Origin of the sequence: Enterobacter sp. BIGb0383, assembly GCF_003751845.1 — a bacterium.
Classification (GTDB): Bacteria; Pseudomonadota; Gammaproteobacteria; order Enterobacterales; family Enterobacteriaceae; genus BIGb0383.
Window position 1 is genome coordinate 263167 of record NZ_RJKQ01000002.1, and the last position, 15466, is coordinate 278632.

At 55.4% G+C, this 15466-nt stretch carries 16 protein-coding genes; 12 read left to right on the forward strand and 4 right to left on the reverse strand.

The features are described from left to right. Window positions 1-11: 11 nt before the first annotated feature. Window positions 12-167 carry an AcrZ family multidrug efflux pump-associated protein gene (locus EDF81_RS09595; RefSeq protein WP_123347928.1) on the reverse strand — a complete coding sequence of 52 codons (156 nt, stop codon included), beginning with the start codon at window positions 165-167 and terminating at the stop codon, window positions 12-14. 140 nt (window positions 168-307) lie between these two features. On the opposite strand from EDF81_RS09595, the gene modE reads away from it, so the two are divergent. Together modE and EDF81_RS09605 are read left to right on the forward strand one after the other, a co-directional pair. Further along, complete coding sequence (gene modE / locus EDF81_RS09600; RefSeq protein WP_123347929.1) at window positions 308-1096, forward strand: molybdenum-dependent transcriptional regulator; 789 nt, start codon at window positions 308-310, stop codon at window positions 1094-1096. A gap of 147 nt (window positions 1097-1243) precedes the next feature. Continuing rightward, window positions 1244-1582 (forward strand): colicin E1 family microcin immunity protein, encoded by a 339-nt coding sequence (locus tag EDF81_RS09605; RefSeq protein WP_123347930.1) that lies wholly within the window; start codon window positions 1244-1246, stop codon window positions 1580-1582. Between the two features lie 12 nt (window positions 1583-1594). On the opposite strand, the gene EDF81_RS09610 is transcribed toward EDF81_RS09605, so the two are convergent. Beyond that, the gene (locus EDF81_RS09610) at window positions 1595-2908 is read right to left on the reverse strand and encodes a colicin-like pore-forming protein (protein WP_260232694.1); all 1314 of its coding nucleotides are present in this window, start codon (window positions 2906-2908) and stop codon (window positions 1595-1597) included. Window positions 2909-3166: 258 nt separating this feature from the next. On the opposite strand from EDF81_RS09610, the gene modF reads away from it, so the two are divergent. From modF to gpmA, 8 genes are all read left to right on the forward strand, one after another. Further along, entirely contained in the window at window positions 3167-4636 is a 1470-nt protein-coding gene (gene modF / locus EDF81_RS09615) for a molybdate ABC transporter ATP-binding protein ModF (protein ID WP_123347932.1), read from the forward strand. 174 nt (window positions 4637-4810) lie between these two features. Continuing rightward, window positions 4811-5728, forward strand: a complete 918-nt coding sequence (locus tag EDF81_RS09620; RefSeq protein ID WP_123349021.1) for a DUF2167 domain-containing protein — start codon at window positions 4811-4813, stop codon at window positions 5726-5728. Next, window positions 5725-6423 (forward strand): site-2 protease family protein, encoded by a 699-nt coding sequence (locus tag EDF81_RS09625; RefSeq protein WP_184999525.1) that lies wholly within the window; start codon window positions 5725-5727, stop codon window positions 6421-6423. The genes EDF81_RS09620 and EDF81_RS09625 overlap by 4 nt, the downstream gene beginning before the upstream one ends. 205 nt (window positions 6424-6628) lie before the next feature. Further along, window positions 6629-7645, forward strand: coding sequence for a UDP-glucose 4-epimerase GalE (gene galE, locus EDF81_RS09630; RefSeq protein ID WP_123347933.1), 1017 nt, complete (start codon window positions 6629-6631; stop codon window positions 7643-7645). Window positions 7646-7667: 22 nt separating this feature from the next. Beyond that, the gene (galT, locus tag EDF81_RS09635; protein WP_123347934.1) at window positions 7668-8714 is read left to right on the forward strand and encodes a galactose-1-phosphate uridylyltransferase; all 1047 of its coding nucleotides are present in this window, start codon (window positions 7668-7670) and stop codon (window positions 8712-8714) included. A gap of 2 nt (window positions 8715-8716) precedes the next feature. Beyond that, a complete protein-coding gene (galK, locus tag EDF81_RS09640) occupies window positions 8717-9865 on the forward strand; it encodes a galactokinase (RefSeq protein WP_123347935.1) in 1149 nt (382 codons plus the stop codon). Beyond that, on the forward strand, window positions 9859-10899 hold the full coding sequence (gene galM / locus EDF81_RS09645) for a galactose-1-epimerase (protein WP_123347936.1): 1041 nt from the start codon (window positions 9859-9861) through the stop codon (window positions 10897-10899). The genes galK and galM overlap by 7 nt, the downstream gene beginning before the upstream one ends. A gap of 246 nt (window positions 10900-11145) precedes the next feature. After that, complete coding sequence (gpmA, locus tag EDF81_RS09650) at window positions 11146-11898, forward strand: 2,3-diphosphoglycerate-dependent phosphoglycerate mutase (protein WP_123347937.1); 753 nt, start codon at window positions 11146-11148, stop codon at window positions 11896-11898. 63 nt (window positions 11899-11961) lie between these two features. Here gpmA and aroG read toward each other — a convergent pair whose 3' ends face one another. Then, window positions 11962-13014 (reverse strand): 3-deoxy-7-phosphoheptulonate synthase AroG, encoded by a 1053-nt coding sequence (gene aroG, locus EDF81_RS09655; RefSeq protein ID WP_123347938.1) that lies wholly within the window; start codon window positions 13012-13014, stop codon window positions 11962-11964. 319 nt (window positions 13015-13333) lie between these two features. Here aroG and EDF81_RS09660 point away from each other — a divergent pair, with 319 nt between their 5' ends. Together EDF81_RS09660 and zitB are read left to right on the forward strand one after the other, a co-directional pair. Then, window positions 13334-13696: a protein YbgS gene (locus tag EDF81_RS09660; RefSeq protein WP_123347939.1), complete on the forward strand. Its 363-nt coding sequence runs from the start codon at window positions 13334-13336 to the stop codon at window positions 13694-13696. Window positions 13697-13810: 114 nt separating this feature from the next. Next, window positions 13811-14752 carry a CDF family zinc transporter ZitB gene (zitB, locus tag EDF81_RS09665; protein ID WP_123347940.1) on the forward strand — a complete coding sequence of 314 codons (942 nt, stop codon included), beginning with the start codon at window positions 13811-13813 and terminating at the stop codon, window positions 14750-14752. Here the strand turns inward: zitB and pnuC are convergent. Then, entirely contained in the window at window positions 14749-15465 is a 717-nt protein-coding gene (pnuC, locus tag EDF81_RS09670) for a nicotinamide riboside transporter PnuC (protein ID WP_123347941.1), read from the reverse strand. The genes zitB and pnuC overlap by 4 nt on opposite strands. Window position 15466: the final 1 nt, after the last annotated feature.

A 15466-nucleotide genomic window follows, 5' to 3' on the forward strand; every position in this document is an offset into this window, starting at 1 on the left:
GTTTTTAGAAATCAGCGGTGCTGTTCGGAGCGGGTACGATCTTTATGGCCGATATTGGAGAAGATATTGAACACTTCGCCCAGGCCGTAAATCAGCCCCAGAATAATAGCCATCACCACGGGAACCATGACGACAGCAAAAACCAGACTTTTCAGCAACTCAAACATGGTCAACTCCAGATATTGTGACCGGGTCATTGTAACCGGATCCGCAGAAAAAACATGCCCTTTTGTGCGGTAAGCTGTTCGTCGCCGCCGCTTTACGCCACAATACGCGCTATGTGTTTTGTTTTCCAGGAATCTCATCTATGCAGGCTGAAATCCTTCTGACCCTGAAACTGCAGCAGCGCCTGTTTGCCGACCCGCGCCGTATCGCCTTGCTTAAGCAGGTAGAGCAGACCGGCTCCATTAGCCAGGGCGCGAAGAACGCCGGTATCAGCTATAAAAGCGCCTGGGATGCGATCAATGAAATGAACCAGCTCAGCGAGCAGACGCTGGTGGATCGCGCCACCGGCGGCAAAGGCGGCGGCGGTGCGGTGCTGACCCGTTATGGCCAGCGGCTGATCCAGCTCTACGATCTGCTGGCCCAGATCCAGCAGAAGGCTTTCGACGTGCTGAGCGATGATGACGCCCTGCCGCTCGACAGCCTGCTGGCGGCCATCTCCCGCTTCTCACTGCAGACCAGCGCCCGCAACCAGTGGTTTGGTACCGTCACCGCCCGCGACCACCAGCAGGTGCAGGAGCATATCGATGTCCTGCTGGCCGATGGCGAAACGCGGCTGAAAGTGGCGATCACCGCTCGCAGCGGCGAGCGGCTGGGCCTGCAGGAAGGCACCGAGGTTCTGGTGCTGCTGAAAGCCCCCTGGGTGACCCTGACCCGCGACCCGCTTCAGGCGCAGGCGGCAGATAACCAGCTCCAGGGCCGTATTCGTCATATTGAACACGGCAGTCAGCAAAGTGAAATCTTGCTGACCCTGGCCGACGGTCAGACCCTGTGCGCCACCCTGCCGGTTGAGCAGGCCAGCGGCTTCAGCGAAGGCGATGAGGTTATCGCCTGCTTTAATGCCGACAAAATTATTCTCGCTACGCTTCGTTAAGACTGGCGCTGACGCGGTTCGCCGCGTCAGCCAATCAGCCCGGTATTAATCCGCTTCCCGAGCAAGGACCAGGACGCTCTGCTTTACATCTCTGCTCCCGATGACAATAATAGTGTTTTTTTACAACAACGTAGCAGTGGGGTGGTGATGACGTGGGGATATTATTTTAAAAAAATGGTTTGGGGAGTGATCCCGATACTGATCGTTTATTTAGACTGGCAAGTCAGTCAGGATAATCAAAAATTAACTTACATGCTAATTTTCTCCGTTATAAGTGGGATATTATATCCTTTCGCTAATAAAATCATGGAGAGATTTGGAATGTTGTTTGCAAAAAAAGAATTCTGGAAAAAAGACTTCTTCACAAGCGCAACAGGAGGAAGTCTACAAGCTATTCTATTTATCTTTTGTTTTGTATTTGCAATTCCTTTGACTTTGGGATTTTCAGTATATGCATTAGTAAAACACCTAGCCAAAATTGGCTAGGTGTTTATTCATTTAAATTTTAAGTGCACTATTAATCTTCTCGACAAATTTGTCATCAACGAAGACACTGACCAATGTCATCATGATGGCAAACCCGAAGATACCTAATGGTGTGCCAAGAATAATACTATATGAAAATGCAGTAATCGCAGTGGCAGCTCGTCCAGCGGCTAATGATTCCAGTTTGACAAAAAATGGTCGCCAGTTATCAGTTTCTACAGCCTTTTTTAACTCCATAGCTGTATCATATACATCAATCGTATTCCCAACATATTTAAATGCTTTGCTGAATCTGGCAAAATTCTTCGCCATTTCATCTCGCTTAAGTGACTCTAGCGCATTAGAGATAGCTTCCCGATCTTTAACACTGAATTTTTTGTTCAACACATCCTTGTATTTTTCAAATGCTTTCAGTGCTTCATCCGCATTTTTTATGGTTTTGCCTTTGGCGGCAGCAGCCAGTTCTTCTGAAACTTTGGCCGATTGCTCGCCAAACTTTTCTGTCAGTTCTTTATAAAAATCTGCCGTAGCTTTAACGGCATCCTTCAGATCGGTATCTTCTTTTTCCCTCTCAATAATAATCTGTTTAACCTGTTCAGCCAGTGCATTGGTTTTCGATTTCACATCATTGATAATGACTGCTAAATTATCAAGAGCCGCGATGAGTCGCTGTTTTGCGTTGAATTCCGCCACTCGCGGTTTTACGGAAAAGTTTTCCCAATAGGTTCTTGATACAGGTTGCAATATTTGAGTTAAAAACATGTCAAAATCTTCTGGCGCAACTTTAGTCAATCCCAGTTTAGGTTTAACATCATTTAATGCTTTTTCAGCTGCCGCATGTTTTTGGTTTACATCATTATCAGCTGCCTGACACTCAGTATTTGCATCCTGCAAACCTTTGAGTGCATCTTTCAGTTGGTTATTCTTTTCCTTGACTCTGTTATCGCCGTCTGTTTGGGTCTTAATTGTTTCCTGAACGGACGTATTGGCGCTTTCAATGATTTTATTTACAGGAACAGAAATTCTGGCTCGGGCTTCAGAAATTTGCTTATTAAAAATATTCTGTAACTGAGTAAGCTGATTATAAGGTGTAAATTGACGACCTTTACCAGGAATGTACTCTACTTTTAGGCGATCTTTCAAGTACACCGGCGCCACATTAGATGGCAGTGGCGTTACATATAAACCACCTCCAGATGGCGGTGTTGTAGGGATTGTTCCGGTAGGGGGGGTTGGACCACCTGTAATAATAATAATCACCTGCCCATTAGCGGTATAAGGCAATCCATCTTTATAGTAAGCAATAGGGGTTGTGTAACCAGACATAAAGAACTCCTTCTCATTAAAAAACATATGTATAAACATACAGCCTGGTTAAGTATACAGTAGTTTTTGGTTATTTCAATATGAGCACTTATTATTTTTATAATAACTTGCCAGCCGGGAAATTCACGCTGGGATATAAGAAGAATCCGATAATCATTTAATTTAAATACAAACAATAAATTATCTTCTTGGCGCACATTGACATTAGGGGCGACACCCGGTATCCCTGTGGCATTACTGCAATAAGTGGGATACACAATGTCATCGTTGCAAATTTCGCAAGGCACGTTTCGCCTGAGCGATACAAAAGTACTGAAACTCGACGCATTAAAGCTGGCCGCCGGGGAGAGCTGGGCCTTCGTGGGCACCAACGGCAGCGGAAAATCAGCCCTCGCCCGCGCCCTGGCGGGAGAGCTGACGCAGCTTGAAGGTGTGCGGCAGAGCGATTTTTCCCGCATCACCCGCCTGTCGTTTGAACAGCTACAGAAGCTGGTCAGCGACGAATGGCAGCGAAACAATACGGACCTGCTCAGCCCTGGGGAAGAGGATACCGGCCGCACGACGGCGGAGATTATCCAGGACGAGGTGAAAGACGCATCCCGCTGCGCAGAGCTGGCGGCACAGTTTGGTATCAGCGCCCTGCTCTCGCGGCGCTTTAAATATCTCTCCACCGGTGAAACCCGTAAAACCCTGCTTTGCCAGGCCCTGATGGCCGAGCCAGACCTGCTGATCCTTGATGAACCCTTTGACGGACTTGACGTCGCCTCGCGCCAGCAGCTGGCTGAGCTGCTGGCCGAACTGCACGCGGGCGGATTAACGCTGGTGCTGGTGCTTAACCGTTTTGATGAGATCCCCGATTTTGTCCAGTTCGCAGGCGTGCTGGCCGACTGTACGCTGACGGAAACCGGCGAGCGGGAAGCCCTGCTTCGACAGGTGCTGATCGCCCAGCTGGCCCACAGTGAAAAGCTCGGCACGATTATGCTACCCGAACCGGACGCGCCTGCCGCCCGCCACGGTCTTGATGCCAGCCAGCCGCTGATCCAGCTTAATGACGGCGTGGTGTCGTACAACGACCAGCCGATTATTCACCATCTGGACTGGACGGTAAAAACGGGCGAGCACTGGCATATTGCCGGCCCCAACGGGGCCGGGAAATCGACCCTTCTGAGTCTGGTCACCGGCGACCATCCCCAGGGTTACAGCAACGATCTCACCCTGTTCGGCCGCCGCCGCGGCAGCGGTGAAACCATCTGGGATATTAAAAAACATATCGGCTACGTCAGCAGTAGCCTGCATCTGGACTACCGGGTCAGCACCACCGTACGCAATGTGATCCTCTCCGGCTATTTTGATTCCATCGGGATTTACCAGGCGGTATCGGACAAGCAGCACAAGCTGGTACAGCAGTGGCTGGATATTCTGGGACTGGATAGCCGTACCGCAGACTCACCGTTCCACAGCCTTTCCTGGGGCCAGCAGCGGCTGGCGTTGATAGTCCGCGCCCTGGTGAAACACCCGACGCTACTGATCCTCGACGAGCCTCTGCAGGGGCTGGATCCGCTAAACCGCCAGCTGATCCGCCGCTTTGTTGACGTCCTGATTAGCGAGGGGGAAACCCAGCTGCTGTTTGTCTCTCACCACGCGCAGGACGCGCCGGACTGTATTACCCACCGGCTGACGTTCGTCCCTGCCGATAATATCTATCGCTACGAGATCAATCCCAAATAATGGGGAATACGCAGGGACGCGTAACTGTGATTTAATACGCCGGTTAGTGCATTAAAAAAATATAAGCAATTGCAGGCCATCCCCGTCTATTTCAGGGCAGATGGCCGATTTTATTTAGGCAAGCGAAAATAGCCCGACGAAGGACGCCGGGTGAATTTACTTTATAGGATGAATATGAATAAGCTATTCGGCTTTACGCGTTACCTCTCTCTGCTTCTGGTCGCTCTTATCACCTTTTCCACCGCCGTTCGCGCCGAAACCCCCACTGCCGAGGAGCTCCAGATGGAGCGGGCGATGGATGCCATGCGCAGGGTCAGCGTAACCGGCCCTGAAAAGGTTAAGCTGGGCAATCAGGCCACGATTGATCTGCCGGCGGATTACACCTGGGTCCCACCCAAAGAGGCCGGCCAGTTTATGCGACTGATCGGCAACAGCGTCGACTCGTCATTCCACGGACTCATTTTCCACGACAATATTTCCGGCTTTGTGTCGATCGAATATATTGATTCCGGTTATATCAAAGATGATGACGCCAAAGACTGGGATGCCGATGAACTGCTCGATAACCTGCAGGAAGGGACCAAAGAAGGTAATAAATCCCGCGCCGAGCAGGGTATTGCCCCGATTGAAGTATTGGGCTGGGTGGAAAAACCGCATTATCTGCAGCCGACCCACCGCCTGGTCTGGTCTGCCGCGATTCGCGATATCGGCAGCAACGTGCCGGAAGCGGAACAGGGTGTGAACTACAACACCTACCAACTGGGCCGTGAAGGCTATCTCTCTCTGAACCTGGTGACCGACCGCGGCACCGTGGAGAGCGAAAAACCGCTGGCTAACCAGCTCCTGAGCGCCGTGCACTTTAATGACGGCAAAGGCTACGGCGACTTTAATGCCTCCACCGATAAAGTGGCCGAGTACGGTCTGGCCGCGCTGATCGGCGGGATCGCAGCCAAGAAACTGGGCCTGCTGGCGCTGATTGGCGTGACGCTGCTGAAGTTCTGGAAGCTGGGTGTGATCGGCATTGCGGCAGTCGGTATGGGCGCGAAAAAACTGCTGGCTCGCAAGAAATCTCACCCTGATCTCGACGCATGAAACTGCTGTTTCTGCTGCTAAAGGGTGCCTCGCTCGGGAAGTTTATGCTGTCCGGCGGCACGATGCTGCTGTCGGTCATCACCTATGCGATGGTCTTTGGCTGGCCCTATGCCGTCGGCTTTGTGGTCCTGCTCTTTTGTCATGAGCTGGGCCACTACCTCGCCGCACGGCAGCGGAACCTTGATGTCGGCCTGCCGATGTTTATCCCTTTCGTCGGGGCGTGGATCGGCCTGAAAGAGCAGATCCCGGATGCGGAAACCGAAGCCTGGGTCGGCATTGCCGGCCCGCTTCTGGGGTCACTTGCCGCCGCGGGCTGCTACTTTCTGGCCCGGCATTACGGCAGCTCTCTGCTGCTGGCCCTCTCGTACTCGGGCTTTCTGCTGAACCTGTTTAATCTGATCCCCGTTCCGCCTCTCGACGGCGGGCGTGTTACCGCTGCCATTTCGCGTAAGATCTGGTATCCGGGAATTCCGATTTTGCTGGGCTTTTTTTACCTCCATCCCAGCCCGCTTCTGCTGCTGGTCTGCGTACTGGCAGGTACACAGCTCTGGGCCCGGCGCAATGAAAGCAGCGAGTACAGCAGCACCCTGACCGCGGCCAAACGCGGCGAGTACGCCCTGCTCTACTTCGGGCTGGTGGCCTGGCTTTCGCTGATGACGTTTAACCTTCACGAGCAATTAGCCGCTTTCCGCTAGGCCAGCCCTTGTGACGCCTCGCTTTTAAGATTAATCACACCTCTTACGCAGACCCGCTTCCACAGCGGGTTTTCGCTTTTTCCGTGCGCCTTATCGGGCGGAAAAAAATCAGTGTAAACGATTCCACTATTTTATCCCATGTCACACTTTTCGCATCTCTGATATGCTATTTTTAGTTCATAACATAAGCGTAATGGAGCGAATTATGAGGGTGTTAGTTACCGGTGGTAGCGGTTACATAGGAAGTCACACCTGCGTGCAGCTACTGCAGCAGGGTCATGACGTGATTATTCTCGATAATCTGTGCAACAGTAAGCGCAGCGTATTGCCGGTTATCGACCGTCTTGGCGGCAAGCAGGCCACCTTCGTTGAAGGGGATATTCGTAACGAAGCCCTGATGACGGAAATCCTCCACGATCACGCCATTGACGCGGTGATCCACTTTGCTGGTCTGAAAGCCGTCGGCGAGTCGGTCAGCAAACCGCTGGAGTACTACGACAACAACGTGAACGGCACCCTGCGCCTGGTCTCCGCCATGCGCGCCGCTGGCGTGAAGAACTTTATTTTCAGCTCCTCTGCCACCGTCTACGGTGACCAGCCGCAGATCCCTTATGTTGAAAGCTTCCCGACCGGGACACCGCAAAGCCCGTACGGCAAAAGTAAGCTGATGGTCGAGCAGATCCTTGCCGATCTGCAGACGGCCCAGCCGGACTGGAGTATCGCCCTGCTGCGCTATTTCAACCCGGTTGGCGCCCACGCTTCCGGCGATATGGGTGAAGACCCGCAGGGGATCCCGAATAACCTGATGCCCTATATCGCCCAGGTGGCGGTAGGCCGTCGTGATTCGCTGGCGGTCTTTGGCAACGACTACCCGACCGACGACGGCACCGGCGTGCGTGACTATATCCACGTGATGGATCTCGCCGACGGCCACGTCGCCGCCATGCAGCAGCTGGCCGGTAAAGCGGGCGTGCATATTTATAACCTCGGTGCCGGCGTCGGCAGCAGCGTGCTGGACGTGATCAACGCCTTCAGCAAAGCCTGCGGCAAGCCGGTTAACTACCACTTCGCGCCTCGTCGCGCGGGCGATCTCCCGGCCTACTGGGCCGATGCCAGCAAAGCTGACAAAGAGCTGAACTGGCGTGTGACCCGCACGCTGGATGAGATGGCGCAGGATACCTGGCACTGGCAGTCACGCCATCCGCAGGGTTATCCGGATTAAACGCAGTCCTTAAGGAACTCTCATGGAGCAATTCAACCCTGTTGATCACCCGCATCGTCGCTACAATCCGCTGACCGATCAGTGGATTCTGGTGTCGCCTCACCGCGCGAAGCGTCCCTGGCAAGGGGCGCAGGAAACGCCTGCGAAGCAGACGCTGCCTGTCCACGACCCGGACTGCTTCCTGTGCCCGGGCAATGACCGCGTCACCGGTGATAAAAACCCTGACTATCCCGGCACTTACGTTTTCACTAACGACTTTGCGGCGCTGATGAGCGATACGCCGGACGCGCCGGAAAGCAATGACCCACTGATGCGCTGCCAGAGCGCACGCGGCACCAGCCGCGTGATCTGCTTTTCACCGGACCACAGCAAAACGCTGCCGGTGCTGAGCCTCGACGCCCTGGAGCAGGTCGTACAGACCTGGCAAGAGCAGACCGCCGAGCTGGGCCTGCGTTATCCCTGGGTGCAGGTTTTTGAGAACAAAGGCGAGGCGATGGGTTGCTCCAACCCGCATCCGCACGGCCAGATCTGGGCCAACAGTTTCCTGCCCAATGAAGCCGAGCGTGAAGACCGGCTTCAGAAGGCTTATTTCGCCGAACAGGGTTCACCGATGCTGGTGGACTACGTTCAGCGCGAGCTGGCTGACGGCAGCCGTACGGTAGTGGAAACCACCCACTGGCTGGCTGTGGTTCCCTACTGGGCCGCATGGCCGTTTGAAACCCTGTTGCTGCCGAAGGCGCACGTTCAGCGCATCACCGATCTGAGTGCCGAACAGCGTAGCGATCTGGCCCTGGCGCTGAAAAAACTCACCAGCCGCTACGATAACCTGTTCCAGTGCTCGTTCCCCTACTCGATGGGCTGGCACGGCGCGCCGTTTAACGGCGAAGAGAATACCCACTGGCAGCTTCACGCCCACTTCTACCCGCCGCTGCTGCGCTCTGCCACCGTTCGCAAGTTTATGGTGGGCTACGAAATGCTGGCAGAAACCCAGCGCGACCTGACGGCAGAGCAGGCCGCTGAGCGCCTGCGTGCGGTCAGCGATATCCATTTTCGCGAATCCGGAGAATAACAATGAGTCTGAAAGATAAAACCCAATCCCTGTTTGCTGAAAAATTTGGCTACCCTGCCACCCACGCTATCCAGGCCCCGGGCCGCGTCAATCTGATTGGCGAACATACCGACTATAACGACGGTTTTGTTCTGCCCTGCGCCATCGATTATCAGACGGTCATCAGCTGCGCCCCGCGCCCGGACCGCATCGTTCGCGTGATCGCCGCCGACTACGACAATCAGGAAGACAGCTTCTCGCTGGATGCGCCGATTGTCGCCCATGACAGCCAGCAGTGGTCAAACTACGTGCGCGGCGTGGTGAAACATCTGCAAAAACGTAGCAATGCGTTTGGCGGTGCGGATCTGGTTATCAGCGGCAACGTGCCGCAGGGCGCAGGATTAAGCTCCTCCGCCTCGCTGGAAGTGGCGGTCGGCACCGTCTTCCAGCAGCTTTATCATCTGCCGCTGGATGGCACTCAGGTCGCCCTGAACGGCCAGGAAGCGGAAAACCAGTTTGTCGGCTGCAACTGCGGCATCATGGATCAGCTGATTTCGGCCCTGGGCAAAAAAGATCACGCCCTGCTGATCGACTGCCGCTCTCTGGGCAGCAAAGCCGTCTCCATGCCGGAAGGCGTGGCGGTGATCATTATCAACAGTAACTTTAAGCGCACCCTGGTCGGCAGCGAGTACAACACCCGCCGCGAACAGTGTGAAACCGGTGCCCGCTTCTTCCAGCAAAAAGCCCTGCGCGACGTCGAGCTGAGCCAGTTTAACGCCGTTGCCCACCAGCTTGATCCGGTGGTGGCAAAACGCGTTCGCCACGTGCTGACCGAAAACGCCCGCACCGTTGAAGCCGCAGACGCCCTGGAAAAAGGCGATCTGCTGCGCATGGGCGTGCTGATGGCCGAGTCTCATGCCTCCATGCGCGATGATTTCGAAATTACCGTGCCGCAGATCGATACCCTGGTCGAGATTGTGAAAGCCACCATCGGCGAGCGCGGCGGCGTGCGCATGACCGGCGGCGGCTTCGGCGGCTGTATCGTCGCCCTGGTACCGGAATCGCTGGTGCCGGAAGTGAAACAGGCTGTCGCCGATCAATATGAAGCCGCAACCGGTATCAAAGAGACCTTCTACGTCTGCAAAGCATCCCAGGGGGCCGGCCAGTGCTAACCGAAAATACCCAACCGGCACCCGACGGGCTGCCGTTCCGGCTGCTGACCCTGCGCAATAGCGCGGGGATGGTGGTCACGCTGATGGACTGGGGCGCCACGCTCCTGTCCGCGAAAGTGCCTTTGTCCGACGGCAGCGTGCGTGAGACCCTTCTTGGCTGCGCGACTCCGCTGCAGCACACGCAGCAGGCGGCATTTCTCGGCGCGTCTATTGGCCGCTACGCCAACCGCATTAAAGAGAGCCGCTTTAGCCTCGGCGACGTGGAATATACGCTCAGCCCAAGCCAGGAGCAGCACCAGCTCCACGGCGGGCCGGAAGGCTTCGATAAGCGCCGCTGGCAGGTGGCTCATCAGGACGAAAGCAGCGCCCGCCTGACTCTGAACTCGCCGGACGGCGACCAGGGCTTCCCGGGCAATCTCAGCGTCAGCGTGCTCTATCGGGTGACCGAAGATAATCGCCTGTCGATTGAGTATCGTGCCACCGTCGATAAAGCCTGCCCGGTCAACCTGACCAACCACGCCTACTTTAACCTCGACGGCGTCCGCAGCGATGTGCGCAACCACAAGCTGCAGCTGCTGGCCGACGCCTGGCTGCCGGTCGATGAGCTGGGGATCCCCGAAAGCGACCCGCAAAGTGTCGCTGAGACGGGCTTTGACTTCCGCACGCCGAAGCGTATCGCCGACGATTTCCTCAACGATGAGAATCAGCGCAAGGTGAAAGGCTACGACCACGCCTTCCTGCTGCAGGCGAAAGGCGATGCCGGCCAGCCGGCCGCACACCTCTGGTCTGCGGATGAAAAGCTGCAGATGACGGTCTATACCTCCGCCCCTGCGCTGCAGTTTTACTCCGGTAACTACCTGGCGGGCACCCCGTCCCGTGAGGCTGATGCCTTCGAGGCGTTCCAGGGCCTGGCGCTGGAAAGCGAATTCCTCCCGGACTCGCCCAACCACCCCGAATGGCCCCAGCCGGACTGCATTCTTCGTCCCGGCGTTGAGTACGTCAGCCTGACGGACTATCAGTTTATTCCTGCGTAATTCCCGGCCCTCTGCAAAGAGGGCTTTTTTCGCTTCTCCTGCCGAAAATAACGCCAGTTGCAGACAAAATCGCAACCCTGCATTCACAAGCACCTTACACTGCGCCGCTATTTTCGCTATGGTTAAGGTTATGCGTTGCCGCTGACGAGGTCAGGGCAATATAATGAGAATTGTTATCATTCAATCAAAAACTCATACACCGCCCCCATGCTGCTGCATGACAACGTGTATCAAAGGAGTAATACGATGGCTGTAACTAAGCTGGTCCTGGTTCGTCACGGCGAAAGCCAGTGGAACAATGAAAACCGCTTCACCGGTTGGTACGATGTTGACCTGTCCGAAAAAGGCCAGGGCGAAGCAAAAGCAGCGGGTAAACTGCTGAAAGCGGAAGGCTATAGCTTCGATTTTGCTTATACCTCCGTGCTGAAACGTGCCATCCATACCCTGTGGAACATCCTGGACGAACTGGATCAGGCCTGGCTGCCGGTTGAGAAATCCTGGAAACTGAACGAGCGTCACTACGGCGCACTGCAGGGTCTGAACAAAGCCGAAACCGCTGAGAAATACGGTGACGAGCAGGTTAAACAGTGGCGTCGTGGCTTCGCGGTTACCCCGCCGGAGCTGACCAAAGACGACGAGCGTTTCCCGGGCCACGACCCGCGCTACGCATCACTGACTGAGAAAGAGCTGCCGACCACCGAGAGCCTGGCGCTGACGATTGAACGCGTGATCCCGTTCTGGAACGAATCCATCCTGCCACGCATGAAGTCCGGCGAGCGCGTTATCGTTGCTGCACACGGTAACTCCCTGCGTGCGCTGGTGAAGTTCCTTGATAACCTGAGTGAAGATGAGATCCTCGAACTGAACATCCCGACCGGCGTACCGCTGGTGTATGAGTTCGACGAGAACTTCAAGCCGCTGAAACGTTACTACCTGGGCAACGCCGACGAAATCGCCGCGAAAGCCGCAGCGGTGGCTAACCAGGGTAAAGCCAAATAAGGTCAACCCCGGACATAAAAAAAGCGCGGAGCCTTCCGCGCTTTTTTATTGCCCGCCGGAGCCTTAGCCGCGACGTGCTTTAACCGCTGCTGCCAGCTGACGCAGGATCGCGTCGGTATCTTCCCAGCCGATACAGGCATCGGTGACGCTCTTACCGTAAACCAGCGGTTCACCGCCTTCGAGGTTCTGGTTACCTTCCACCAGATGGCTTTCGATCATCACACCGATAATCGCCTTTTCCCCACCGGCAACCTGCTGGCAAACATCCTCGCCCACTTCCATCTGCTTTTTAAACTGCTTGCTGGAGTTGGCATGGCTGAAGTCGATCATTACCTGTGCGGGCAGACCGGATTTCTCCAGCCCCTCTTTCACTTCCGCCACGTGTTTTGCGCTGTAGTTCGGGGTTTTGCCGCCGCGCAGAATGATATGGCAGTCGCCGTTACCGCTGGTATTCACAATGGCGGAGTGGCCCCATTTGGTCACCGACAGGAAGCAGTGCGGTGCACCCGCGGCGTTGATAGCGTCAATCGCCACCTTAATGGTGCCGTCGGTCCCATTCTTAAAGCCCACCGGGCAGGAGAGGCCCGAGGCCAGCTCGCGGTGCACCTGAGATTCCGTGGTGCGTGCGCCAATGGCGCCCCAGCTCATCAGATCCGCCAGGTACTGCGGAGTGATCATATCAAGGAACTCCCCCGCCGCCGGCAGGCCGCTGTCGTTAATATCCAGCAGCAGCTTACGGGCAATGCGCAGGCCGTCATTGATGCAGTAGCTGTTATCCATATGCGGATCGTTAATCAGCCCTTTCCAGCCCACGGTGGTACGCGGCTTTTCAAAATAGACCCGCATCACCACTTCCAGCTCGCCTTTCAGCTCCTCACGCAGCGCCAGCAGGCGTTCGGCATACTCTTTCGCCGCCGCCGGATCGTGAATGGAGCACGGGCCAATCACCACCAGCAGGCGATCGTCACTGCCTTTGAGAATTTTGTGGATCGCCTTGCGCGCGCCTGCAACCGTTGTGGCAGCGCGATCGGTGGCAGGGAATTTTTCAAGGAGCGCTACAGGAGGTAATAACTCGTTGATCTCTTTAATGCGTAAATCATCGTTCTGATAGTTCATGCTCTTTCCAGCGTTGCCATATTTATATAATTGAATGCAATCCCTTCAATCTATCTCTTCAGTCAGGGAGTGTAAACGGGCTTTTACACTTCGAACGGATAATTCCTGGAAATAATCTAAAAAGCGCCAGAAAGTAGCGAAAGCCGGGACAAACGCTAAGATTAGTAACCGTAAGTACTTTGTTTTACGGTTTTAACAATATTCCCGGCTGTACCAGATAATGCAGGCGAGATTTTTGACCAGTATGAACGGCTTACCCTTCAGTTATGCACTGTTGGAAGAAGTTATCCGACATAACGACCAGAACAGGAGCATCCCCATGAAAATGAATAAATTAGCCACGCTTTTCCTGACAGCCACTCTGACACTGGCCGGTGGTTCAGCCCTGGCGGCAGCGGGTGCGCAGTCCGGTGCGTCTGACAGCGGCAACGGCCAGGCGAATGCCGCAGCGGCGGCGGGTCAGCCGGCACCGGATGCGCATGAGAACATGGTGCCCAAAGACTCAGACAGCAGCCAGATCAATACCGGCCCGAACGGCACCGGAGGCGGAGCCACCTCCGACTCTATGACTAAAGACGAGCAGCATAAAAACTCCATGTGTAAGGATGGACGCTGCCCGGATATCAACAAACAGGTTGATACCACTAAGGAACAGAGCAAAACCGACGGCACCAGCCAGTAATCTGGCGGAGGTTGCAGAGGTTAAAGAGGAGAGCGCAGCTCTCCTTTTTTATGCGCGAAACAAAAAGATCTGCAATGATAGTCAGCGTGAAGATTAACCGGGCAGGACCCCTTTATGGCACATTCGCACTCCCACGGCTCCCCCTCTTTACCTCAGGATGATAACGCCCGTCGCCTGCTGCTGGCCTTTGTCGTCACCGCCGGTTTTATGGTGGTGGAGGTCATCGGCGGGCTGGTGTCTGGCTCCCTGGCCCTGCTGGCGGACGCGGGCCATATGCTGACCGATGCTGCGGCCCTGCTTTTCGCCCTGCTGGCGGTCCATTTTTCGCGTCGCCCACCCAGCAGCCGTCGCACCTTTGGCTGGCTGCGGCTCACCACCCTGGCGGCGTTTGTGAATGCGATTGCCCTGGTGGTGATTACCCTGTTTATCGTTATCGAAGCGGTACGGCGTTTCTACGCCCCTCAGCCGGTCGGTGGCGGCATTATGATGGGCGTAGCCATTGCGGGGCTGCTGGCGAACATTCTCGCCTTCTGGCTACTGCAGAGGGGCAATGAGGCGCAAAACCTCAACGTCCGGGCGGCCGCACTGCATGTGATGGGAGATTTACTCGGTTCGGTGGGGGCTATTGTCGCTGCGCTGGTGATCCTGTTTACCGGCTGGACGCCGATTGACCCGATTCTGTCAGTGCTGGTCTCCTGTCTGGTGCTGCGCAGCGCGTGGAGATTGCTGAAAGAGAGTGTCAATGAGCTACTGGAAGGTGCGCCGCTCTCTGTCGACGTGGATGCCCTGACGCGCCATCTGCGCCGGGCGATACCGGAAGTGCGCGACGTGCATCACGTGCATCTGTGGCTGGTCGGTGAGAAATCGCTGATGACGCTGCACGTGCAGGTTATTCCGCCCCACGATCATGATGCCCTGCTGGATCGTATCCAGCATTTTCTGGCCCATCACTATCAGATTGAGCACGCCACCGTGCAGATGGAATACCAGCCCTGCAGCGGACCGGACTGCCAGCTAAGCGCTGTTCAGTCCGGCCATCATCATCACCATCATTAGGACAGCGCGCGTGAGCCCCGGCTTTTCGCGCTGCTCATCCACATCCGGCTACCGTTAAGAGCGATAAAGGTCAGCAGCACGTACTCCAGCGCCATGGCGTAAACGCCCTGCTGGGCAAAAATCACCACGCTGATAACGTTGATCGCCACCCACAGCAGCCAGTTTTCGACGTATTTGCGGGTCATCAGGATCATCGCCACGATGGAGAGTACCATCATGCAGGAATCCCAGAACGGCGAGGCATCAGGCAACAGTTCCGGCATCGTCACATTCAGCCCGAAAGTTTGCATCACGCTGACCGCAATTCGGGTCAGGAAAGCGAACACCGCATCGATATAAAACGTCATCAGGCCAATCGCAATCACGCAGGCCGCCAGCCAGCCGAGGGCTTTGCGCAGCGGCAGCCAGCGGATCTGCAGTTCGGCTTCATTCTGGCTGGTCTGCCGGGACCAGGCGTACCAGCCGTAGATATTGGCGGCAAAGAAGAACAGCTGCAGCAGGAGGCTGGCATACAGCTGGATCTGGAAGAAGATGATCGCAAACAGGGTGACGTTCACCAGACCGAACGCATAGTTGCTGATTTTCTCCAGGCTCGCCAGCCAGATGCAAAGCAGGCCAGCCAGCGTGCCAATGGCTTCGATCCATGACAGGTCATAGCCGCCAGCGCCTAGCGGTATATGCACCAGGATATTTTGCGTACTCAAAAAGTCCATT